We start from the raw sequence: 22,744 nt of genomic DNA, 5'->3' as shown, positions 1-22,744 counted from the left end.
TATTTAAATCCGGGAGAACAAGGTCATGACGCAGACGGCACATCTGACAGTTGATGGAATGTCCTGTGAAGGATGTGCAAAGCGTCTGCGCGAGGCGCTGGAAAGTGTCGAGGGAGTTTCTGCTGTGACTGTCGTTCTGGACGGTGGGCAGGTGACGATCGCTTATGATCCAGCCGCTACAACCGTGGCAGATTTGCGGGAAGCTGTTGAAGCGACGGGCTTTGACGCAATTCCATAGTGTGCGTCTGCCTTCTCATTTCTGAGGGCGAGCGATAAACAGGCATACGGTTCAACAGGTGAAACCAGTACCAGATGTCATGTCGCAAAATAATATTCTTAAAGTGAAACAGAACATGTGGCAGTCTTATAATTTCTGGGCGGGTTTCCTCGGATATCATAATGTAAATACGCTGCGGCGGTCCGCTCTTTTCTCGGTCTCCAGCTCGGCTCTGATTTGCGGAACCCTGGTGATGGGAGCTGTTCCCGATGCGCGGGCATCAGAGATCGGTGAAAAAAGCCATCAGAAAGTATCTCGCTGCCATGATGCTCAAAGAATAGATTCCAAAATTGCGCAGACATGCCTGAAAGACACGTCTTCCAAGTCGTTGGGGGCGAGTGCGTCAGTGAACAACGGCGAGACGTCCGCTGTGGACGGCGGCACAGAAAATCTGCGTGTTTATGGCACATCTCATTCCTATACAGCTCCGGCTGTAGAAGCCTGGGGAAAAACACCTGTTGCCCTGAAGGATATTCCACACTCGATTTCCGCAATCACACAGCAGCGTATGGAAGATTCCAACATGCTGACGATGACGGACGCCATGCGCCAGATCAACGGGATCCGTGTGCTGCCGGGATCAACGGCCAATAGTAATTTTTATTCGCGAGGCTATCAGCTCACAACGTCGGTTGATGGAACGCCCAATGCGGCGGGAACGCTGAACAATGCGAGTTTTGACCTCTCTATGTATGACAGGATTGAAGTCATGCGTGGGTCTGCCGGTCTGCTGCAAGGCGCGGGTGGCGCTGGCGGCGTGGTCAATCAGGTTACAAAGAAGCCCGGAAAGGATTTCGCCGCGAGTGGAAATGCTACTGTGGGCAGCTTCAATAACTACCGTGCGGATATGGACCTGACCGTTCCGCTCAACCGCTCCAAAACACTACGGTTCCGAACGGCTGATCTCTTTCAGGATAATGATTACTTCTACAAATATGCCCATAACCGAAGCTGGCAGGCTTATGGCGTGCTGGAATGGGATATCACGCCGTCCACTACGTTTCTGGTGTCTCATGCGGCGCAGAAGCAGAATATTGATGCGCCTTATTACGGATTGCCTGTCACAACCACTCGGACGCTCTGGTATGGCGGGCGTGATGCGAACCCGACCCAGCCGTGGGGATACAGCAATTACATGACTCAGCAGACCATTGCGTCTCTGACGCAGAAACTCTGGGGGGATTGGACGGTCACTGCCCGTGGGACTTTTTACGACCAGAGTTACAACACGCTCTATAATGAGCCATGGACCCCGATCAATGCGCAGACGGGTAAACTGACCTACGAGGATATCGGAAACTTTCCATCGCGCGGAACGAATACGTCCCGCTCGGCTGATATTTACACAACAGGCAGCTTCCGGCTTCTACACCGGACGCATCATGTACTTCTGGGCTTTAACTACAATTCGTATGATACGCATGTTGCCTATGGCGCAGTTACGTCCGACGCGGTGTATTCCGATGTTAGCATCAACAACACGGCAGTGGTGAAGAAGCCAGCTGCTGGCAGCATTACCTACAATGCGGCCGATGGTGCAGAAGGGACAGACGACAATGCCTATCAGTGGGGTTTTTACGGACAGCTCCGGCTTGAAGTGATCCGCCACCTGTCCTTGATCCTTGGCGGGCGTGTGTCGCGGTTTTCCGAAAAGACGCGGGACGCCAGTCCTTCCCCGGAAGGGCCATGGAAGACGACGGCCAATATTCACGGTCAGCTCACGCCCTATCTGGGAACGGTCTATCAGATCACGCCCAACCTTTCCTGGTATGCCAGCTACGCCAGTATTTTTACGCCTTCTGTCGGACGGCTGACTTACAATAGAGAGGGTCTGACGCCTCAGCAGGGCAATCAGGTCGAGACAGGTTTCAAGGGCGAGTATTTCCACGGTCGTCTGAATTTTTCGACAGCGCTTTTCCGTATGGAAAGTGTCAACCAACCCGTTCAGGACCCCGATCACACAAGCTTTTACATCACGACAGGGCCCATCCGTCGACAGGGCTGGGAAGCGCAGGTTGACGGACAGATCATGCCTGGGCTCGATGTGTCTATTGGATACACATATCTTGATACCAAGGTTTCCAATCCGAAAGTGTCTGATTTCGGAGGGGTTTTCTCACCGCGTCACATGTTCAAATCCTGGGTGCATTACAATGCGCAGCAAGGGCGCTTGAAAGGACTGAGCTTTGGTGTCGGGCTGGATGCTTACAGCAATCTTCGTGGCAGTTATGCAACGACGGTTCAGGGGGGGTATATGACGCTCGACAGCGTGATCGGATATCGCTTCAACAAACATCTGAAACTCCAGCTCAACACCTATAACCTGACCAACCGCTATTATTACGAGCGTGCCAGCGGCGTCTGGCAGTTCAATTTCCCAGCCGCCCCCCGCAGTTTCATGGCAACGCTTCGTGGCACATACTGAAGACCTTACACCCGCGCATTCTCTTTCAGACTGGAAAGTTCTCCTGCCTTACTGGCGGTCGGAAGATCGCTGGAAGGCTTTGGGCCTTCTGATCGGAATTATTGGCCTGTCGTTTCTGGATGTGCAGGTCGCGGTCTGGTTCGGAAAATGGGACCAGACATTTTTCGATACGATGTTCGCGTACAAAGTTGCAGCCTGTATTGCGCTTATCCCGATCTATGTCGTCATGATGGGCTTGAGTGCAGGAATGCGCGTCATCCAGCAGTACATGACGCAGGTGCTTTCCATGCGCTGGCGTTTGTGGAACACGCGGGTTTATTTGCGAAAATACCTGTCCGAGAATGCGTATTATCATCTGGAGCATGGAGAAAACCGGGCCGACAACCCCGACCAACGTATCGCGGATGATCTGGCGCAGATGTCGGTTTGGACGCTGCGACTGGGTCTGGACGCCATTCAGGCTGTGACGACTTTCCTGTCCTTTGCGATCGTTCTCTGGACCATCGGTGGCACGTTATCCTTTGTCTGGCAGGGCTGGCATATCGTCATTCCGGGCTACATGTTTTTCGGGACGACGATTTCCATTCTTCTCATTTCTCTGGTTCTGGAAAAAGCGGGTGGCCCGCTCGTCAGCGCCAATTATCGCCAGCAGCATTATGATGCTGATCTGCGTGCGGCTCTGCTGGATGTGCGGCGTAATTCGGAACAGATTGCTTTTTATGGGGGTGAAGGCGCGGAGCACTTCCGACTTTCGGAATGTTTGCACCGCATTGCCACCAACTGGCGCAGCGTGATGGCCTATACATGGCGTGCCAATACCGTGGTCGAGCTTTATACGGGCGGGATCAATATCGTCCTTTGGGCTTTGCTCATTCCGAAACTGTTGGCCCATACGCTGACGTTTGGTCTATATTCCCGGATCAATTCGGCGTTCATGAATGTGCGTCGAAGCCTGCAATGGTTCATAGAGAACTATACGGACCTCGCGACGCTCCGTTCTATTTTGCAACGTCTCAGTGAGTTCGAGCGCGTTGTAACGGATCGTCCTGAAGATAGCATTGTTCGCGTGCCGACAGAGCAGGGACAGATCGAAATCCGGGATCTGGTGCTTGATCGGGCCGATGGATCGCGACTTGCCAGCATTGGGGATCTGACAATTCCAGCGGGAAGTCGCTGGGTCATTGGCGGGGCGTCCGGAGTGGGGAAAAGTACGCTTCTGCGGGCGTTGGCAGGACTTTGGGCTTATGGAACAGGAAGTGTCTCGTTCAACATGCGGGACGCCATGTTCCTGCCACAGCAAAGCTATGTTCCCACGGGTACGCTTCGACAGGCCCTCAGTTATCCGGCGACACCAGATCGGTATGACCGGGCTGCATGCGAGGTTGCTCTCGAAGCCGCTAATTTGGATGGGCTCGTGTCAAAGCTGGATCAGAATACCGTCTGGGGGGATGTGCTTTCCCCCGGAGAGCAGCAGCGCCTGGCCTTTGCCCGCGTTTTTCTGGCAAGGCCCACGGTGATTTTTCTGGATGAAGCGACATCGGCTTTAGATACAGAGAATGAGACGCTTCTTTATACCCGCCTCCTTGCGTTTCTGCCGGAGGTGACCCTCATAAGTGTGGCGCATCATTCAGATCTGAAGCGATTTCATGATCGGGAAGCTGTTCTTTCCCAACAGGGCATGACGATTCAGCTTCTTTCATAATACCATATGGGGGTATACTCCTCTTTCGTTTTCCGGAGCCGCCAGTGTCGCGACTCTCGCCCGCTCAGGAGATGTTCAGATGGCCCAGACAATCAGTTTTCCAGTTGGTGGAATGACTTGCGCAGCCTGTGCGGCCCGGATCGAAAAAGTGCTGAACCGGCAGAGCGGCGTGCATGCAACCGTCAATTTCGCGTCCGAACGGGCTCAGGTTGATCTGGACGGACCGGAGGCCAGCGTTGGGACTGTTGTCGCTGCTGTCCGTAAAGCCGGGTTCTCGGTTGATGAACAGAGCGTGGATTTCGCGATTACCGGCATGACCTGTGCGGCGTGTGCCGCCCGGATTGAAAAAGTGCTGAACCGCATGCCCTCCGTTCAGGGGAGCGTGAATTATGCGGCGGAACGCGCCCACGTCACCTATATTCCTGGCATTGTGACACCAGAAGATCTGGCGTCCAAAATTACGAAAGCGGGTTTCGGTGCGACCCGCCTTGATGAAGGTCAGCGCGAAGATCCGAAAGCAAAACGTGCGGCCGTCTGGCGGAAAGAGCGTAACCGCTTCCTGCTGACGTTCGTGCTGGCTCTGCCGCTCTTCGTTGAAATGTTCGGGATGCTGCTGGGGCGGATGGAAACCGTGCCGGTGGCCGTGCAGTTTGTCAGTGCCACACTGGTGCAGTTCGTCTGCGGTGCGCATCTGTATCGCCGGGCTTGGAACGCTGTGCGGGGCGGGTCGGCCAATATGGACGTGCTGGTCGTTTTGGGAACAAGCATTGCGTATCTGTTCAGCGCGATCGTTGTTCTGTTCCGTCTGGATCAGCCGGTTTATTTTGAAGCGAGTGGCGCGATCATTACCCTGATTTCTCTGGGTAAGCTGATGGAAACACGCGCCAAGGTGCGCACGAGTGCTGGAATTGAAAGCTTGCTGCAGCTTCAGCCGCAGACTGCTCATGTGGAGCGTGATGGCGTTCTGGTTGATCGGGCGGTCGCGGACATGCATGTCGGAGATATCTTTGTCGTCCGGCCCGGTGAGAGCATTCCGGTGGATGGAACCGTTCTGGACGGCTCTTCGGACGTTAACGAAGCCATGCTGACTGGTGAAAGCGTGCCAGTTCTGAAGCAGACCGGAAGTGACGTCTTTGGTGGCACAATCAACGCGAATGGTGTGCTGAAGGTTAAAGCGACAGGTGTTGGGTCTGATACGGCACTCGCGCGTATTGTCTGCATGGTGGAGCAGGCGCAGGGGTCGAAAGCTAATGTGCAGCGGCTTGCGGATCGGGTGTCCGGTATCTTTGTTCCGGCCGTCGTGGCGTTTGCTGTTGTGACATTCCTGATCGGCTGGGCTGTGACGGGGTCTGCGACGTGGAGTCTGGTTTCAGCAGTGTCCGTGTTGGTCATTGCCTGTCCTTGCTCTTTGGGGCTTGCGACCCCGACCGCCATTATGGTGGGCACTGGTCGTGGGGCACAGAACGGGATTTTGTTCCGGAATGCTGATGCACTCGAGCGTGCGGAAAAACTGTCGACGATCATTCTCGATAAGACAGGGACCCTGACGCAGGGACGGCCCAGCGTGACATGCCTGCATCCGGTCGCGGGCGTTTCCATGGATCGACTTCTTGCCGTGGCAACGTCCCTGGAGCAGAACTCGGAACATCCGCTTGCCCGCGCGATTGTTGATTATGGAATAGTACATCATGCGACCGTTCTGAGCGTGGATGAGTTCAAGGCTATCCCGGGGCTTGGCGTCGAAGCCCAGCTTGAAGGCGAGCCTGCGCTTCTTGGATCGCCTCGCTATCTCACTGATGCCGGATATGACCTGACGATGCTGCCAGTGAATGATCTGGAAAGCGAAGGACAGACAGTCATTGCAGTTGCGACGGGTGGTCAGCTTCTGGGGATTATTGCTCTGGGCGACACTCTCCGCCCCGACGCTGTTTCGACGGTTGCGGCTCTCAAGGCGCGTGGCATCAAGGTTGTCATGCTGACGGGCGATAATGAGCGGGCTGCCGCAGTTGTGGCGCGGCAGGTCGGTGTGGATGATTATCTGGCTGGTGTCCTGCCGCAGCATAAAGCGGAAGGCGTAGCGCGCTACCGCGCTGAGGGGCGAATTGTCGGGATGGTGGGGGATGGCGTTAATGACGCGCCCGCGCTGGCTGCTGCGGATGTTGGTTTTGCCATTGGTGCCGGATCAGCCGTCGCGCTGGACACAGCGGATGTCGTGCTGATGAAGAGCGAACTGACGAGCGTTCTGGATGCGATTTCCCTGTCTCGGGCGACCCTTTCCAAGATCCGTCAGAACCTCTTCTTCGCGTTCATCTATAATCTTCTCGGTCTGCCTCTGGCGGCTTTGGGGATGTTGAACCCGATAGTCGCAGGAGCCGCCATGGCGATGAGCTCGGTTTCGGTTGTGAGTAATTCGCTTCTCCTCAACCGATGGAAACCGGAAGAAAAGCGCTCTTAAAACGTCTGAAGGCGGCCGTGAACGAAGGAGACAAGGGTCTTCGCGCCGTGGCTCCAGAGACCCAGAAAATCGTCGCTACCGACATGTCCGGTGAGGCCGGCATCCGTGAACTCTGCATGCCAGTGTTTGGCAAGGATCCGGGCACGTTCGCTTGAGAGCCACGGATCATTCCGGCTCGCCATTAAGGCCGTGGGAACAGGCGAAGGCATTTCAGGTAAAGGCGCAAAAGCGCGGATGCGGGCGGCTTCCGGGTGTGTCGTGTGTTCGATATCCGCTGGCGCGACAAGAAAGGCGCCCGCGACTTGGGATGTCTCATGGCACGCAAGCCAACGGGTCGTCAGAACGGCTCCCAGGCTGTGTGCAATCAGAAGGACGGGTTTCTCGGCCTGCTGAATTGCGTTCGTCAGGGATGCGTCCCAATCTTCGGGTGTCGGGTTTTCCCAATCCGTCTGGTACAGGCGTGTGAGGCCAAAGGCGCTTTCCCACCGGGTCTGCCAGTGATGTGGGCCGGAATTGAAAAGTCCGGGCACGAGAAGCGGCGTGAAATGTTCTTTGATGCGGTGAAATTCAGCGGCCAGAACTGTTTCTTCGGAAGAACGCTGGAAAGAGAGCGCGCGAGCACTTGCCGTAAGGTCCAGAGCGGTAGCGCGGCCGGAAAAAAGATTCATGCCCGTGATCTCCAGAAACCTGACCGGGGACGATTCCCGATCAGGATTGAATGTCTGGATTAATAACGAACATAGATCAGTATTAAATAAAACAACTATATAATAATGTGATTATGCAAGGCCGTCAAAAAGCTGTGTGGAGAGATATCGCTCCGCAAAGGATGGCGCGATCACGACAATGGTTTTGCCACGACTGGACGCCTTCTTGGCCAGAGACATGCCCGCATAAAGGGCTGCACCGGATGAAATCCCGATGGGAATGCCTTCTACGGCAGCGCAGAGCCGGGCTGTTGTCAGAGCCTCCTGCTCAGAAACTTCAATGACGCTATCAAGTGCACGCAGATCCAGTGTGTCGGGCTGGAACCCGGGGCCGATGCCCTGAATGCCATGTGGGCCCGGTTCGTCGCCATGTAGAACCGCACTTTCCCGCGGCTCCACACCAATGACCTTGATGGCCTTGCTGAATTTCTTCAGCCCGTGCGCAATCCCGGACGCCGTGCCCCCTGTGCCAAGACCGGCAACAACCATGTCCACCTGTCCGGCGGTATCATTCCAGATTTCGAGCGCTGTGGTCTGCTCATGAACGGCCGGGTTGGCGTCATTCTCAAACTGGCTCGGCATCCAGGCGTCTGGAAGCGTTTCCATCAACTCTTCCGCGCGGCGGATGGCGCCAGCCATGCCATCATTGGCGGGAGTGAGTTCGGTGGTCGCGCCCATCAGACGCAGCATTTTCCGACGCTCGGTGGAAGCGCTCTCTGGCATGGTGACGATCAGGCGGTAGCCCAGCGCCACGGCTGCAAAAGCTAGAGAAATGCCTGTGTTGCCGGAGGTCGGTTCAATAAGAACGGTCCGACCCGGTGTAATAAGGCCGCGTGTTTCCGCGTCCCGGAGCATAGCAACGCCGATACGGTCTTTGACAGAACCGAGCGGGTTGAAAAATTCCAGTTTGAGGAGAAGACGCCCATGCAGTTTTTCCTGCTCTGTCAGGCGGGGGAGGGCGACGAGTGGCGTGCCCCCGACAGTTTCCAGAAAGGAGTTGTAAACTCTGCCACGTGGCGCGGCATAACCTTCAAACGGAGCGGGGGAAGACACGACCTTTTTGTTCATACTGTTTTTGTATCACAGGAGTTGGAAAAGGGCAGATGGGAATTTCCCGACAAAACAACGATAACAATTTGTTGTATAAAACATTTCTGGCGCAAATATTCATTATTAAAAGTTGTATATTGACGCTCAGAGACTTTCCCGCCTAAGAGGGATCGTCATCGACCTCCATAAGAAGGGCATCTCCATGATGTGTCGAATGTGTAGCTGGCAGCCGTCGTGCTGCCATGGTTCCGCCGCCCGGAAACCTCTTTCCCTTTTTCCGTAATTTCCCGACAGCACAGACATGTCGGGCACCTGAAGGTTCGACATCATGCTTGGTTCTACGGTTATCGAAATCAACGGTATTTTTCTTGGCGTTGCTATCCTCGTCAGCACGACGGGCGCACGTCGGTTCTATGCAGCCCATGAAAGCGTTCGTGCGCTGCATAACGAAACAGTGGCGGATCTTTCTGCCCTGCGGCGGCGTGTGGCCCAGCACGCCCGGACTGTTTTGAAGCCGATCTGAAATACAGACATCACGTTTCTTTCCTCACGGCTCTTCTCTTCCCTGAACTGTCAGCTAGAACGGAATGCTGAACAGTTCATGGGGTGAGAGTGCGCGTGGGAGAAAGCGGTTTTTTGCGAATGGTCCGCGCCCTTGTGGTGAAGAGGGACGTTCTCTTTGCCATAGCGGCACTGGGGTTCGTTGTTCTGGCCAGCCTGAGCGCGCCACTTTATGCGCGCATGGTGGGTGTGGACCCGTTTTCTTCCAATGTCGCCGGGACGACCATGCGTCACGGGCAGACGCTTGACCTCATGCAGCCTAATGACAATCCGCTTCATCTTGGTCTGACTCCACTGGGGCCGGACTTGTCTGCGGGTGCCTATAGTCTTGGTGCGGATTCTCAAGGACGGGATGTGGCGTCCCGTCTTCTTTATGGAGGGCGAAGTTCGCTTCTGATCGCGTCCGCGGCGGCATTTTTGTGCCTGTGTATGTCGAGCAGTATCGGGATCTGTGCAGGATATTTTGGGGGGTGGGTAGATATTCTGCTGTCTCGCCTTTTGGATATTCTTTGGGCGATCCCGGTTTACCTGTTTGCCATTTCTCTTTCTGTCGTCACGGTCGGGCATGGACTTCATCTTGGGTTCGTGACGCTTGGGGCTGACAGCTTCCTGATTCCTATCGGCATTATTGCGTTGGTCTATGTGCCTTATGCCGCCCGCCCGCTGCGGGCTCGTGTCCTAAGCCTGTCACAGGCGGAGTTCGTGATGGCAGCGCGGGGTATGGGCGCCTCTGATTTTCGCATTCTCCGACGTGAAATCCTACCCAATTTGGCACCGTCCATGGTTGTTCTGGCGCCTCTGGTCATGGCGCTCTGTCTGCTGGCGGAATCGGCGTTGTCGTTTCTGTCTCTTGGCGTGCAGGCTCCTGCTGCCTCCTGGGGAACGCTGATTCAGGATGGCGAAGGGTTGCTCTATACGCGCCCGATTGTGGCGATTGCGCCGGGCGTTGCCATTGTCATTACCGTGCTGGCTCTGAACGTTCTGGGAAATACCCTGCGCGATTACCTGGACCCGAAGGGAGCCGGCCGATGATCGCAGCGCTCCTGTCCCGTATCGGCCAGATGGCTCTCGTTATTTTCGGTATTTCTGTTCTGGTATTCTGCATCTTCTTCGCCACGCCGGGGGCAGATCCGACGGCGCGGATCGCCGGGCGTGGCGCCAGCCCGCAGGTCATGGAACGCGTGCGGGCGGAATACGGGTTCGATCGACCGTTGCCCGTTCAGTATGGACGCATGATGGAGAAGTTGTTCGTCAGCCGGGATCTGACGTCTTTCGTCAACCATGGTCAGAAAGTCGTGCCGGAAGTGGCCTCTGCGGCTCCCGTGACCTTATCGCTCGTGCTTTGGGCCGCGTTCTTCTGGGTCGCAGGGTCGCTGGGGATTGGAATTGTCTCCGCCGTATTGCGTGATAGCTGGGTGGATCGGTTTCTGATGGTGCTGGGGCTGATTGGCTTGTCCATGCCGGTCTTCTGGCTTGGCGAAGTCGTGAACCTGTTTACGCAGAGCCGCTGGCATGACACCTGGATGTTCCGCTGGGTGCCGCCATTGGGATATATGCCGCTTACGGAAAATCCGCTCGGCTGGGCGCGCTCCCTGTTGCTGCCGTCACTGACGCTTGCTGTGTCTTTTATGGGATTATACGCGCGCATCCTTCGTTCGGAACTACTGTCCGCCATGGGGGAGGACTCCATTCGTACCGCCCGTGCCAAGGGCGCAGGACCCGTGCGTGTCTGGCTCTGGCACGGTCTGCGCTTGTCATGGCTAAGCTATGTGTCGCTCTTCGGGCTGGATTTCGCACAGCTTCTTGGCGGTGGCGCATTGCTGACCGAAGTTGTGTTTGCCCTGCCGGGCGTGGGGCGGCTGACCTATCAGGCCCTTGCTACACTCGATCTGCCGCTCATCATGGCAACGGTCATGTACGCCGCGATCTTTGTTGTGATTGCGAACGCGCTGGTGGACGGGATTTATGCGTTGCTGGATCCCCGTATTCGGGAGGGGCAACATGGGGGCTGATTCCTTGCTCGATATTCAGAACCTGAAGCTGGATCTGCCAGATGGCCGACGTCTTCTGGAAGGCGTGTCCTTTCAGGTGCAGGCCGGAGAAGCGCTGGGTGTGGTCGGGGAATCCGGTTCCGGGAAAAGCCTGACGGCAATGAGTGTCATGGGGCTTTTGCGTGGCCTGCGAGCATCTGGTCAGATCGTGTTTGCCGGACAGGATCTCGTCGGTCTGCCGGACAAATCCATGCGCAAGCTGCGTGGCGCCCGGATTGCCATGATCTTTCAGGACCCCATGACGGCTTTTCTGCCTGTTCGTTCCATCGGGGCGCAGATTGATGAGCAGATCCGATTGCATCAGCCTCTGAGTCGACGGGAAGCACGCGCCCGGACAGTGCAGCTTCTGGGACGGATGGGCGTGCCCGACCCGGCTATGGCGGCAAAGCGCTATCCCCATCAGCTTTCAGGCGGTCTGCGGCAACGTGCGATGATTGCCATGGCGTTGTCCTGCTCGCCCGATCTGCTGATTGCGGACGAGCCGACGACGGCGCTCGATGTGACGGTGCAGGCTCAGATTTTGACGCTGCTGCGGGAAATTCGGGATGAGGGCGCGGGCGTGATGCTGATTACCCATGACATGGGCGTGGTCGCGCAGGCCTGCACGCATGTGGCGGTGATGTATTCCGGATTGGTGGTGGAGCGTGGTCCGGTGCGGGATGTTCTCGACCGTCCGCTACACCCTTATACTCAGGCCCTTCTGGCTGCCATTCCCCCCCTGGAAGGGCCACGACCCGAGCAGCTTCCAACTATCCCCGGACAGCCACCTACCCCGGAAAACCGACCCTCCGGCTGTGTGTTTGCCCCGCGATGTGGCTTTGTGCGGCCGGATTGTGCAGTCCGGCCGGCTTTGATCGAAACAGAGGAAGGGCGGCGCGTGGCGTGTGTCCTGTACGCAGCATGAATGTTTTTCTTGAAGCCCGGAGGCTGGAGAAACAGTACAGGCTGGGCAGTGGCCGTGTGCTGCACGCTGTTTCGGATGTGTCGCTTCAGGTGCACCGGGGAGAGGCTCTGGCGCTGGTTGGGGAATCTGGCTGTGGCAAGTCGTCTTTGGGACGTACGCTGATTGGTCTGACCCAGCCGACATCGGGTGAGGTGCTGTTTGAAGGACACCGGATTTCCGGCCTGTCAGACCATGCGCTGCGGCCGTGGCGTGCACGGATGCAGATGGTCTTTCAGGACTCCTCTGCGGCCTTTAATCCGCGCAGAACGGTAGGGGAGTCTCTCGCCGAACCTCTGCGGATTCATGGTCGCAAGAACATTCGCGCCCGCGTTGACGACTTGCTGGATCAGGTGGGTCTGGCCCGTTCGGTGGCTGATCGATACCCGCATGAATTTTCCGGTGGCCAACGCCAGCGGTTGAACATCGCCCGTGCGCTCGTACTGGGGCCGGATCTTCTGGTGGCGGACGAGCCTGTCTCCGCGCTTGATGTGTCCGTTCAGGCGCAGATCGTGAATCTGTTCCGGGATCTGCGTGTATCGCTGGGCGTAGCGTGCGTGTTTATTTCCCATGACCTCTCTGTCGTCCGACAGATGGCAGACCGGATTGCGGTCATGTACTTGGGCAGTATCGTGGAGGAAGGGGACGGCCTGGAGGTCCTGGATCGTCCGGCGCACCCTTATACAAAGGCTCTTCTGGATGCCGTTCCGCGCCCGGACCGTCCGTTGCCGCCACCGTTAAAAGGCGATGTTCCCAGCCCGGTCAATCCGCCGTCAGGGTGTCGCTTCCATACACGATGCCCCATTGCGCAGCCGAAATGTGCGACGGACCGCCCCAGTCTCCAGCCTTGTGGAGAGGGGCGGCGCGTAGCGTGCCATTATCCGTTGGTGGCCTGAGTGTCAGTGTGACGCTGTTTCGAACGCCAGCGGATAGAGGGACGCGACCAGAAGCAGGGCCATCGTATAGTTGAAGCTTTTCAGCAGCAGGGGACGATGCAGCCAGCGTCTCATGCCTGCGCCAAACCCGGCCCAGAGCGCCACGGATGGAAAGTTCACGATGCCGCAGATTAGGCTCGCGATGGCAAGGTTGAAGAAGAATCCCTCTTTGGGAACGTAAGCTGCAATGATCCCTACCGCCATGACCCACGCCTTTGGATTAATCCACTGAAAGCCGGCCGCCTGTAGAAAGGTGATCGGCTGACCCTTGCTCTTGGCTTCTGGTGCGGAAGATGACGTGGCAATCTTCCAGGCCAGCCAGAGCAGGTAGGCTGCGCTGGCATATTTCAAAGCCACATAAAACCATGGTGCATGTTCAAACAGGCTTCCCAGACCCAGCCCGAGCAGAACCACCATCACGACGAAGCCGAGTGCCACGCCGAGCATGTGCGGAATGGTTTTCCGAAAGCCATGTGTCAGCCCTGATGAGGCCAGCATCATGTTGTTCGGTCCGGGCGTTACGGAGGCGACAAACGTGAAGAGAACGAGCGGCGCGAAAGCCTGCCAGTAAGTCGGCATGACGGAATTTCCTGTTGCAGACGGGAGCGTCCTGCAGACTATGACAGTTGCTACCGGAACAGTACCGGTACAATCTGGCAATATTCTTTCAGACTGTACCGGAGGTTTAACCATGCCAGTTTCCATCGCTTCATCCGGAATGCTGCCTGTGTGGCAGCCTGTTCGTGGGGCGGACAGAACTCTGGTTGAACAGCTTGAAACCGAATTGGTCGGGCGGATCGAAGCGCATATGCTCAGGCCGGGCAGTCGTCTGCCGTCTGTCCGTAAAATGGCAGAAAGCGCAGGGCTGAGCCGTTATACGGTGATGGAAGCTTATGAACGTCTTCAGGCACGGGGGCTGATCCTGTCCCGGCCGGGAGCAGGATATTTCGTCCGGCCACCCGTGGACCTGCCCGTGGTGGCGGAAGCCGTCATGCAGGAACACTCCGAACCTTCCCGGCTGGATGTGGCATGGCTCCTGCGTGAAATGTTCGGGACCGGAACGTCCGTAAGGTTGACGGCGGCGTCAGGCGTTTTGCCGCCGCACTGGCTGGATGCTGATCTTGTGGCGGGTGCCATCCGGGCCAGTGCCCGTTCGGATGTTGAGGGGCTTTTGCATTACGGTCATCCGCAGGGAAGCCCGCACTTGCGTAAACACATCGCTGCGATGTTGGGTGCACAAGGCATAGCGGCACATCCGGATCATCATCTGATGACAACTTCGGGTGTGACCCATGCGATAGATCTTGTGCTTCGGTTGATGGTTCAGCCCGGCGATACGGTTCTGGTCGAAGACCCCGGATGGCCTCTGATTTTTGGACGTCTTGCAGCTTATGGCGCCCGGATCATCAGTGTTCCGAGACGGCGGGAAGGGCCAGATCTGGAGGTGCTGGAGCGACTGGCTGCGGAGCATCGTCCCAAGCTCTTTCTCATCAACAGTGTGGTCCATAACCCGACGGGTTACACGCTCGGAGCCGCCGCTGCGCATGACGTGCTTCGTCTCGCTGAGAAGCATGATTTCATGATTCTGGAAGACGACACTTATGCGGATTTCCATGATGGCACAGCCATCCGTCTTGCCTCCATGGACCGTCTGCAACGCGTCATTCTCGTTACGGGGTATGCCAAGACACTGGCCGCCGGGTTGAGGGTGGGCGTTCTGGCCGCGAGGCCGGATCTGGTGGTCCGTCTGATTGATCTCAAGCTTCTGGCGGGCCTCTCTACGCCACAACTTGGGGAAAATGTCATGACGCGACTACTGAGAGAGGGGCATTACGGACGGCATCTGCTGAGGCTGCGACAAAAGGTCAATCAGGCTCGGCAGCAATGCGTTGATGTCCTGACGACTTGTGGTTTGAACGTGCCATACCTGCCGCCGGCTGGCATTTTTGTCTGGGCGGATTGTGGGCAGGATTCAGAAACCGTTGCGCGGGCAGCATCTGAAGCAGGGATGCTACTGGCTCCTGGAACGCTTTTCTCATCTACGCAGGCACCGTCTACCATGCTGCGCTTTACAGTGAGCGCTGTGGAGCAAGCAGAACTCTGGCCAGCTTTGGCATCGCTGCTTGGACGGCCATGATCCTTTATGTTGCGAAATTGCAACGGGTGATAGTTTAGAGTCAGAAATTATATGATATGAAATTGACACACTAAGAATAAAAACTTTCCAATGTGGGGTCTGATATCCAATGAAACGGACTCCTAATGCCCCGAGCATCTCGGCTTCTTCTTTCTGGCGTTGCGCTGGCTGGTCTGATTGCTGGCTCTGCCAGCGCAGCGTCCCATAAAACCCGGCATCATCACGCGCCGTCTGCTCCCAAAACTGTTGCTCCTGTGAGAGCGGCTGGGGTTCGGTCTAAGCTTTCTGTCAAATCCGGCTCGGAAGCTATGACTGTTCATGCGCATCGGAGTGGTCCTCATAGTGCCGTGGAAGTTGTCAGCCGTCAGACGCTTGATCATTTCGTGGCCGGGACAAGCCCGATGCAGGTTCTGGCCCTGACGACGCCGGGCGCGAATTTTGCATCGGATGATGCGTTTGGTCTCGATACTGTAGCGAATACACTCTATGTGCGTGGTTTCAATCAGACCCAGCTTGGTGTCTCTCTGGATGGTATTCCAATGGGCGGGCAAGGTTTCCATAACTGGAATGGCCTTGGCGTTGACCAGATGGAAATCCAGGAAAATATTGAGAGCCTGACCATGTCTCAGGGAGCCGGGGCCTTGGATACCCCATCCGCACAGACCCTGGGTGGGGCCATTACGTTCACGTCTAGTGATCCGGAAAACAAAGCTGGCGGGCGTATCAGCCAGCTTTTTGGCAGTAATCACGGCTTCAGAACATTCGCCAGAGCTGATAGTGGCGTTCTGAACGCAAGCGGGACGAAATTTTACGCTGCTTATGCCCGGACAGCACAGGATCTATGGAAGGGCTATGGAGACCAGCAGGAACAGCAGGCCAATTTCAAGCTGGTGCAGCCTGTGGGAGATCGCGGTAAGATTACGGCCATTTTCGATTATTCAAATTTCGAGCAGTACAATTATCTCAGCGTGACAAAAAACATGTGGCAGAAGATGGGGCGCAAAACGACCTATCTGAAACCAAATTACGAACTGGCCAAAGAATACGCGATGTACGCCCAGAATGGGGGGGTGCCGAGTAATCTGGAAGGCGTATTGTCCAACGATGAAATTGGCGATTACGCTTATGACGGAACCCAGACGCAGCGCAATTACATGTCTGCCATTACCGGGGATTTTAAGCTTTTCCCGAATGTGGATTCCAAGACGATTGCGTACGCACATGTTTCAAATGGCGATTACAGCGCAACCAATCCCTTCCTGACCTCTCCGACCTCACAGGTTCCAATGGCCATGGAAACGGGTCATCCGGATGTACGACGTCTTGGGTTTGTGCAGAGTTTCGATATTCATGCCGGACATCATAACGATATCAAGACGGGTATCTGGTATGAGAACAACCGGTTTAATTACCCGATGGAGATGTATGAAGATGGAGTGGACAAACCACATTCTTCCATTTCCAATTTCAAGAACGGGACGAAATGGTGGGAAGACTCTTTCAACACCAATACCTTTCAGTTCTACTTACAGGATACCTACCATATTCTGCCGGAAATGACGGTGACGGCCGGGTTCAAATCCCTGCTGCAAACGACGCATGGTGGTACCAGCGTTGATAATACAGACACGCTGTCACAATGGGGCGTTTATTACAGCCATCCGGCGTCTGGTAGTCTGACGGCAGCGAATGCTTTCCTACCGCATTTCAACTTCGATTATCATTTCCTGAACCAGCATGAAGTCTATTTCGACATTGCTGAAAACATGCGTGCCTATGATTACGGGGCCCAGAGTGGCAGTGGAAACCCATGGGGTGGCCTGGGGAGTTCTGCAAACCCGGCCCAGTCGGTATTCAATGCGAACAAGCAGACCTTACGGCCGGAACGGACATGGAATTATGTCGTCGGCTATCGCTTCAATTCGCATTTCTTTTCCGGCAGCGCCGACTTCTACCACACGGACTACTATAACCGCCTTGCCGCCATCACGAGTGGATCGACGGGTAATACCTACAGCGCTTTCATGAATGTTGGTCGTGAAACGATGAATGGTGCGGATGTGGCTGGAACGATCCGTCCTCTGCCGGGGCTGGCGATCACCAACAGTTTTAGCTGGAATGATGCGACCTATCAGGACTCACATCTGCCTTATAATGGTGCTTACATCAGCATCAAAGGTAAGCAGCAGGTCTACTATCCGAAGTTTATGTACAAGGCGAATGTGACCTATACATGGAAGCGCGCGACCTTCAACTTCAACACGACCTATACCAGTGCGCGTTACATGACATATACGAACGACGAAAAGATCCCCGCATACTGGACCTCCAACCTCAACGCGACATACGATTTCGGCAAGATTGGATTTGTTCAGAACTTCCAGACGTCGTTTGGTGTCACGAACCTGTTCAATCAGGTTTATATCGGGGGTGTTTACGGCGCTGCCTCTGTTTCGGGGGATGATAACGCCAATCTGTTCATCGCTGCCCCCCGACAGTTTTTTGGAACGGTTTCCGCGAAATTCTGATATCGGGTTCCAGAACCTCTCCATGCACCCGGCCTTCGTGCCGGGTGTTTTTGTATGAGAGGTTTTGAGGAAATGTGCTCTCGAAAAAGCAACGCGCTATGCGTATCTTGGTACTGGACGGCAACACCCCAGATAGTGCAGGAGTCTGCTAATCTTCCCCTTTCCGTGTGCGGGGTTTCTCGCTTTTTCAGGGTCGCATTTTGCCAGTCCAGCCAGAATTTCTTCTTTTTTCAGTACAGACTTCTTGTTCAGGGGGGCAGGTGTGATGAGACAGGCCGTTCAGTTTTATCTCGGCGATGACCGCATCGTACTTGGGGATGTCTCTCCGACACTGACCCTGCTGGACTGGCTGCGTGAGCGTGGCCGGACTGGAACGAAAGAGGGCTGTAATGAAGGGGATTGTGGTGCCTGCACGGTTCTGGTCGTTCGGCTGGAACAGGACCGGCTTGTCTGGCGCGCGGTCAATGCGTGCATCCAGTTTGTAAGTATGCTGGACGGGGCGCAGGTTTATACGATTGAAGACCTTGGCACACCGGACGCTCCGCACCCGGTTCAGGCGGCAATGGTTGAGCAGCATGGTTCCCAGTGCGGCTTCTGTACGCCGGGCTTTGTCATGTCCATGGCCGCCTATCGCAAAACACCGGGTGCTACGGATGACGATGCGAAGATTGATGACGCGCTGGCGGGAAACCTCTGCCGTTGTACGGGGTACGCACCCATCGTTCGGGCGATGAAACAGTCCATGACCGCGGGGCCTGATCGTTTTGATGCACAGGTTCAGACCATTACAGAGCGTCTGGTGGCTCTGAATGATGGTGAAACCGTGCAGCTTTCCGGCCCGGAAGGGACGCTGACAGTTCCGGGGAATGTGGATGTCCTGGCGGAAGTGCTGGAACAGAACCCCGATGCGACCATTGTGGCAGGGGCTACGGATGTTGGCCTGTGGGTCACGAAAGGGATGCGGCAGCTTCGGCATGTTGTCGCCATCGGCCGCGTGCCAGAACTTCGCCGGATGGAACGAACAGCGGAAGGCCTCACAATCGGGGCTGCCGTGACCTATCAGGAAGCCCAGTCCCGCATTGCAGAACTATTGCCGGATGCAGGGGAGATGATCCGTCGTCTGGGTTCAACGCAAGTCCGCAATAGCGCGACGGTGTGTGGGAATATCGCGAACGGCTCTCCGATCGGGGACGGGCCGCCGATGTTCATTGCGGCTGGAGCCACGCTTCATCTGCGTTTGGGCAATGAGCGTCGCTCTTTGCCGCTGGAAGCCTATTTCATTGCCTATGGAAAGCAGGATCGTAGTCCTGGCGAGTTCGTGGAAGGTGTAACTATTCCGGTTCCCCCGCAGAGTGCACAGTTTCGGGCGTACAAGATTTCCAAACGCTTCGATCAGGATATTTCCGCCGTTCTGGGGGCTTTCATGATGGAGCGGAATGCTGAGAGCGTGATTACGTCCGTGCGTCTGGCTTATGGCGGTATGGCTGCAACCCCGAAGAGGGCTGAGCAGGCGGAAGCTGCGCTACTGGGACGTGTTTGGGATGAAGAGGCACTTGAAGCGGCACGTGCTGCCATCGCACAGGACTTCACACCGCTGACCGACATGCGGGCTACAGACTGGTACCGTCGCACAGTGGCCGCCAATCTGCTGACGCGTTTCTTTGAGGAAACGACGGGCGGCCCACAGGCGCGTCTGGCCCGCACCGGAGGGTTGGCGCATGTCTGAGGCTCGCAAGATGCTGGTTCAGGGCGCTGCCTCGACCAGTATGAAGCATGAAAGCGCGATCCTGCATGTGACAGGGCGCGCAAACTACATTGACGATATGCCTGAACCGAAAGGCATGTTGCATGTCGTTCCGGGGCTGAGCACCAAGGCTCATGCGCGGATCGTTTCCATGGATCTGAGTGCGGTGCGGTCTGCGCCCGGTGTGGTGCGGGTTTTGACGGCCGAAGATGTTCCGGGCGAGAACGAGATCAGCCCGGTGCATGCGCATGATGAGCCGCTACTGGCCACGGATCATGTCTATTACTGGGGCCAGCCGATGTTTGCCGTGGTGGCGACGTCCCGTCAGGCTGCCCGTCAGGCCGTCCGGCTTGCGAAGATCGAGTATGAAGAGAAGCCCGCTATCCTGAACGTCGCTCAGGCGCGGGAAGCTGGCGGCGATCTGGTCTGGCGTCCGCTCGTCATGAAGCGCGGTGATGTGGAGGCCGGACTGGCTGCCGCACCGCGTCGTTTGTCTGGCAGTATCACGATGGGCGGGCAGGAGCATTTCTACCTTGAAGGGCAGGCCGCTCTGGCTCAGCCAGGTGAGGCCGGGGAAATGCGTGTCTGGTCTTCCACGCAGCATCCGTCTGAAACGCAGCATCTGGTGGCGTGTGTTCTGGGCCGGCCGCATCATCTGGTCACGACGGAAGTGCGCCGGATGGGTGGGGGGTTTGGTGGCAAAGAAACGCAGGCCAATGCTGCGGCCTGTCTGGCGGCCATTGCGGCTGATCTGACCGGCCAAGCTGCCAAGATGCGTCTGGACCGTGACGACGACATGATGATGACCGGCAAGCGGCATGATTTCGTCGTAGATTATGATGTCGGCTTCACGGATGACGGGGACATTCTGGCGGTTGATATGGTTCTGGCTGCCCGTTGTGGCTGGTCTGCCGATCTGTCCGGCCCTGTCGTAGATCGTGCGCTGTTTCATGCTGACAACGCGTATTTCTATCCGGACGTACGGTTTCGTTCTGAACCATTGAGGACCAATACGCAGTCCAACACGGCCTATCGAGGGTTTGGTGGCCCGCAGGGTATTGTCGCGGCGGAGCGGGTGATTGAGGAAGTTGCGTTTGCGACGGGACTTGATCCGGTCACGGTGCGGTTGCGCAATTTTTATGGAACGACAGACCGGAACGTCACGCCGTATCATATGACGGTGGAAGATTCGATCAGTCGGGAAATCGTTACGGAATTGGTACGGCGCTGTGATTATGCAAAGCGCAAGGAAGAGATCCGCGCTTTCAATAAAACCAGTCGATACATCAAGCGCGGGATTGCCCTGACGCCGGTAAAATTCGGCATTTCTTTCACGGCGACACATTACAATCAGGCTGGTGCGCTAGTTCATGTCTACACGGATGGCTCCGTGCAGGTGAACCATGGCGGGACAGAAATGGGGCAGGGTCTGCACACGAAAATGGTGCAGATTGCCATGCGTGAGTTCGGGCTGACGTCCGATCGGGTGCGTATTACGGCTACCACAACGGGCAAAGTTCCCAACACGTCTGCAACGGCTGCGTCTTCCGGGGCAGATCTGAACGGCATGGCAGTTCTGGATGCCATTACGAAGATCAAGCGCCGCATGATCGCGTTTGCCGCTGAAAAGTGGAATGTCGCGGAAGAAGACGTGCAGTTCCTGCCAGATGGCGTGCATGTCGGGTCAGATGTCATGACTTTCCAGCAACTGGCCTGGCAGGTTTATTTTGCACGTATTTCCCTCTCGTCCAATGGGTTTTACAAAACGCCCAAGATTTCCTGGGACCCTGCAACAGGGCGGGGACGTCCATTCTTTTATTTCGCCTATGGTGCAGCCTGTGCGGAAGTATCCGTTGATCTGCTGACGGGTGAAAACACCATGGACCGCGTGGATATTCTCCATGACGCCGGGCAGTCTCTGAATCCGGATATTGATGTCGGGCAGATCGAAGGTGGCTTCGTGCAGGGCGCAGGCTGGCTGACGATGGAAGAGCTGGTCTGGGATCCTGCGGGTCGTCTGCGGACACATGCCCCCAGCACCTACAAGATCCCGGCCTGTTCCGATCGGCCACGGATTTTCAATGTGGCACTGCTGGAAAATGCTCCGAACCAGGAGGAGACGATTTTCCGGTCCAAGGCCGTTGGGGAGCCTCCTTTTGTGCACGGTGTGGCCGTCCTTCAGGCCATTTCGGACGCTCTCGCCAGCCTGAATGACTACAAGACCTGCCCTCAGCTTGATGCGCCCGCCACGCCGGAACGGGTTCTGCGTACTGCCATGAGCCTGCGTGGCGAGATCGACTGATCATGCTGGAAGCCATCCGTCGCTGGCGTGATGCGGGGGAGGCAGTCTCCAGGATTACGGTTCTGGTCGCTAAAGGGTCTACTCCGCGTGAAGCCGGGGCCTACATGCTGGTGACGTCGCGCGAGCAGGTTGGGACGATTGGCGGCGGCCGTCTGGAGTGGGACTGCATGGCAGAGGCCCGTACTCTTTTGATAGAGGGCGGGGAGCGTCTTGAGCGACATATTCCGTTGGGCCCGGCTATCAATCAGTGTTGTGGGGGCGCAGTCACCGTCAGTATCGAGCGCGTCGTAGATATGGAGGCGCTTGAACGTGAGGCGTGGAAAGAGCGGGAGGGGCTGCCTCAGCTGATCCTGTTCGGGGCAGGACATGTTGGCAGGGCTCTGGCCAAATCGCTCGCACTACTGCCTTTGCAACTCATCTGGGTGGATGCCCGGGAGGATGAATTCGGACCGGTTCCGCCAGCCGTTGACGCGCAGGTGACGTCTGACTGGGAGAGCGTTCTTGATGCCGTGCCAGCTGGATCTGGCGTTCTGGTTCTGACGCAGAGCCATACGCTGGATGCTCTGATCACGGGTGCTGCGCTGGCCCGGAACGATCTGAGATATGTTGGCATGATTGGCTCCCGGACGAAGCGCAAGCGTTTTGAAAGTGCATTCCGAGCGATCGATATTCCGCAGGAGCAGATCGATAAACTGGTCTGCCCGATCGGGGATTTTGGCGTTCGGGACAAAAGACCTGAAATGATTGCTGCTTTTGTTACGGCAGAAATTGCGGCCCGGTTTCTGGGAGAGGGAGTTTCCCCCGTCGAGCGGGAATCGGGCGTGTAACGGAAGCTTGCAAAATAGTATTGGTTCTTGAATTTTGGAGCCAATCGTATTCGTTAATATCGGCAGTTTTCTGCGGGTAAAAATCATCACGATGTTGTGATGT

17 protein-coding genes are annotated in these 22,744 nt (G+C 56.4%); 14 read left to right on the top strand and 3 right to left on the bottom strand.

What is annotated here, in order from left to right; translation table 11 throughout:
- The first annotated feature begins 25 nt into the window (after nucleotides 1-25).
- From AC3B6F_RS04985 to AC3B6F_RS04970, 4 genes are all read left to right on the top strand, one after another.
- Entirely contained in the window at nucleotides 26-238 is a 213-nt protein-coding gene (locus AC3B6F_RS04985; RefSeq protein WP_211567808.1) for a heavy-metal-associated domain-containing protein, read from the top strand.
- 79 nt (nucleotides 239-317) lie between these two features.
- Nucleotides 318-2,702 carry a TonB-dependent siderophore receptor gene (locus tag AC3B6F_RS04980; protein ID WP_489823582.1) on the top strand — a complete coding sequence of 795 codons (2,385 nt, stop codon included), beginning with the start codon at nucleotides 318-320 and terminating at the stop codon, nucleotides 2,700-2,702.
- Entirely contained in the window at nucleotides 2,689-4,404 is a 1,716-nt protein-coding gene (locus AC3B6F_RS04975) for an ABC transporter ATP-binding protein/permease (protein ID WP_489823581.1), read from the top strand. The genes AC3B6F_RS04980 and AC3B6F_RS04975 overlap by 14 nt, the downstream gene beginning before the upstream one ends.
- A 79-nt stretch (nucleotides 4,405-4,483) precedes the next feature.
- A complete protein-coding gene (locus AC3B6F_RS04970) occupies nucleotides 4,484-6,859 on the top strand; it encodes a heavy metal translocating P-type ATPase (protein ID WP_489823580.1) in 2,376 nt (791 codons plus the stop codon).
- Here AC3B6F_RS04970 and AC3B6F_RS04965 read toward each other — a convergent pair.
- Together AC3B6F_RS04965 and cysK are read right to left on the bottom strand one after the other, a co-directional pair.
- Nucleotides 6,856-7,527, bottom strand: a complete 672-nt coding sequence (locus AC3B6F_RS04965; RefSeq protein WP_489823579.1) for an RBBP9/YdeN family alpha/beta hydrolase — start codon at nucleotides 7,525-7,527, stop codon at nucleotides 6,856-6,858. The two genes, AC3B6F_RS04970 and AC3B6F_RS04965, sit on opposite strands and share 4 nt — an antisense overlap.
- 111 nt (nucleotides 7,528-7,638) lie before the next feature.
- On the bottom strand, nucleotides 7,639-8,634 hold the full coding sequence (gene cysK, locus AC3B6F_RS04960) for a cysteine synthase A (RefSeq protein WP_426067344.1): 996 nt from the start codon (nucleotides 8,632-8,634) through the stop codon (nucleotides 7,639-7,641).
- A gap of 310 nt (nucleotides 8,635-8,944) precedes the next feature.
- Between cysK and AC3B6F_RS04955 the strand changes: the two genes are divergently transcribed.
- The 5 genes from AC3B6F_RS04955 to AC3B6F_RS04935 all read left to right on the top strand — a co-directional run bounded on the left by AC3B6F_RS04955 (nucleotide 8,945) and on the right by AC3B6F_RS04935 (nucleotide 13,064).
- Nucleotides 8,945-9,139: a hypothetical protein gene (locus tag AC3B6F_RS04955; RefSeq protein WP_007283459.1), complete on the top strand. Its 195-nt coding sequence runs from the start codon at nucleotides 8,945-8,947 to the stop codon at nucleotides 9,137-9,139.
- Nucleotides 9,140-9,258: 119 nt separating this feature from the next.
- Nucleotides 9,259-10,209 (top strand): ABC transporter permease, encoded by a 951-nt coding sequence (locus tag AC3B6F_RS04950; RefSeq protein ID WP_489823578.1) that lies wholly within the window; start codon nucleotides 9,259-9,261, stop codon nucleotides 10,207-10,209.
- Nucleotides 10,206-11,189 (top strand): ABC transporter permease, encoded by a 984-nt coding sequence (locus tag AC3B6F_RS04945; RefSeq protein WP_489823577.1) that lies wholly within the window; start codon nucleotides 10,206-10,208, stop codon nucleotides 11,187-11,189. The genes AC3B6F_RS04950 and AC3B6F_RS04945 overlap by 4 nt, the downstream gene beginning before the upstream one ends.
- The gene (locus AC3B6F_RS04940; RefSeq protein WP_489823576.1) at nucleotides 11,179-12,132 is read left to right on the top strand and encodes an ABC transporter ATP-binding protein; all 954 of its coding nucleotides are present in this window, start codon (nucleotides 11,179-11,181) and stop codon (nucleotides 12,130-12,132) included. The genes AC3B6F_RS04945 and AC3B6F_RS04940 overlap by 11 nt, the downstream gene beginning before the upstream one ends.
- Complete coding sequence (locus AC3B6F_RS04935) at nucleotides 12,129-13,064, top strand: ABC transporter ATP-binding protein (RefSeq protein WP_489823575.1); 936 nt, start codon at nucleotides 12,129-12,131, stop codon at nucleotides 13,062-13,064. Before AC3B6F_RS04940 ends, AC3B6F_RS04935 begins: the two co-directional genes overlap by 4 nt.
- A 3-nt stretch (nucleotides 13,065-13,067) precedes the next feature.
- Here the strand turns inward: AC3B6F_RS04935 and AC3B6F_RS04930 are convergent, their stop codons facing one another.
- Entirely contained in the window at nucleotides 13,068-13,682 is a 615-nt protein-coding gene (locus AC3B6F_RS04930; RefSeq protein ID WP_489823574.1) for a LysE family translocator, read from the bottom strand.
- A 112-nt stretch (nucleotides 13,683-13,794) separates the two neighbouring features.
- Between AC3B6F_RS04930 and AC3B6F_RS04925 the strand changes: the two genes are divergently transcribed.
- The 5 genes from AC3B6F_RS04925 (at nucleotide 13,795) to xdhC (ending at nucleotide 22,641) form a co-directional block, all read left to right on the top strand.
- Entirely contained in the window at nucleotides 13,795-15,240 is a 1,446-nt protein-coding gene (locus AC3B6F_RS04925; protein WP_489823573.1) for an aminotransferase-like domain-containing protein, read from the top strand.
- A gap of 125 nt (nucleotides 15,241-15,365) precedes the next feature.
- Nucleotides 15,366-17,768, top strand: coding sequence for a TonB-dependent receptor family protein (locus tag AC3B6F_RS04920; RefSeq protein WP_489823572.1), 2,403 nt, complete (start codon nucleotides 15,366-15,368; stop codon nucleotides 17,766-17,768).
- 265 nt (nucleotides 17,769-18,033) lie between these two features.
- Complete coding sequence (gene xdhA, locus AC3B6F_RS04915) at nucleotides 18,034-19,494, top strand: xanthine dehydrogenase small subunit (RefSeq protein ID WP_489823571.1); 1,461 nt, start codon at nucleotides 18,034-18,036, stop codon at nucleotides 19,492-19,494.
- Nucleotides 19,487-21,814, top strand: coding sequence for a xanthine dehydrogenase molybdopterin binding subunit (gene xdhB, locus AC3B6F_RS04910; protein ID WP_489823570.1), 2,328 nt, complete (start codon nucleotides 19,487-19,489; stop codon nucleotides 21,812-21,814). The genes xdhA and xdhB overlap by 8 nt, the downstream gene beginning before the upstream one ends.
- Nucleotides 21,815-21,816: 2 nt before the next feature.
- Nucleotides 21,817-22,641 carry a xanthine dehydrogenase accessory protein XdhC gene (gene xdhC, locus AC3B6F_RS04905; RefSeq protein ID WP_489823569.1) on the top strand — a complete coding sequence of 275 codons (825 nt, stop codon included), beginning with the start codon at nucleotides 21,817-21,819 and terminating at the stop codon, nucleotides 22,639-22,641.
- Nucleotides 22,642-22,744: the final 103 nt, after the last annotated feature.

It is taken from the genome of Gluconobacter sp. ESL1110 (genome assembly GCF_058107395.1).
This window is presented reverse-complemented; position numbering and strand designations above follow the sequence as displayed.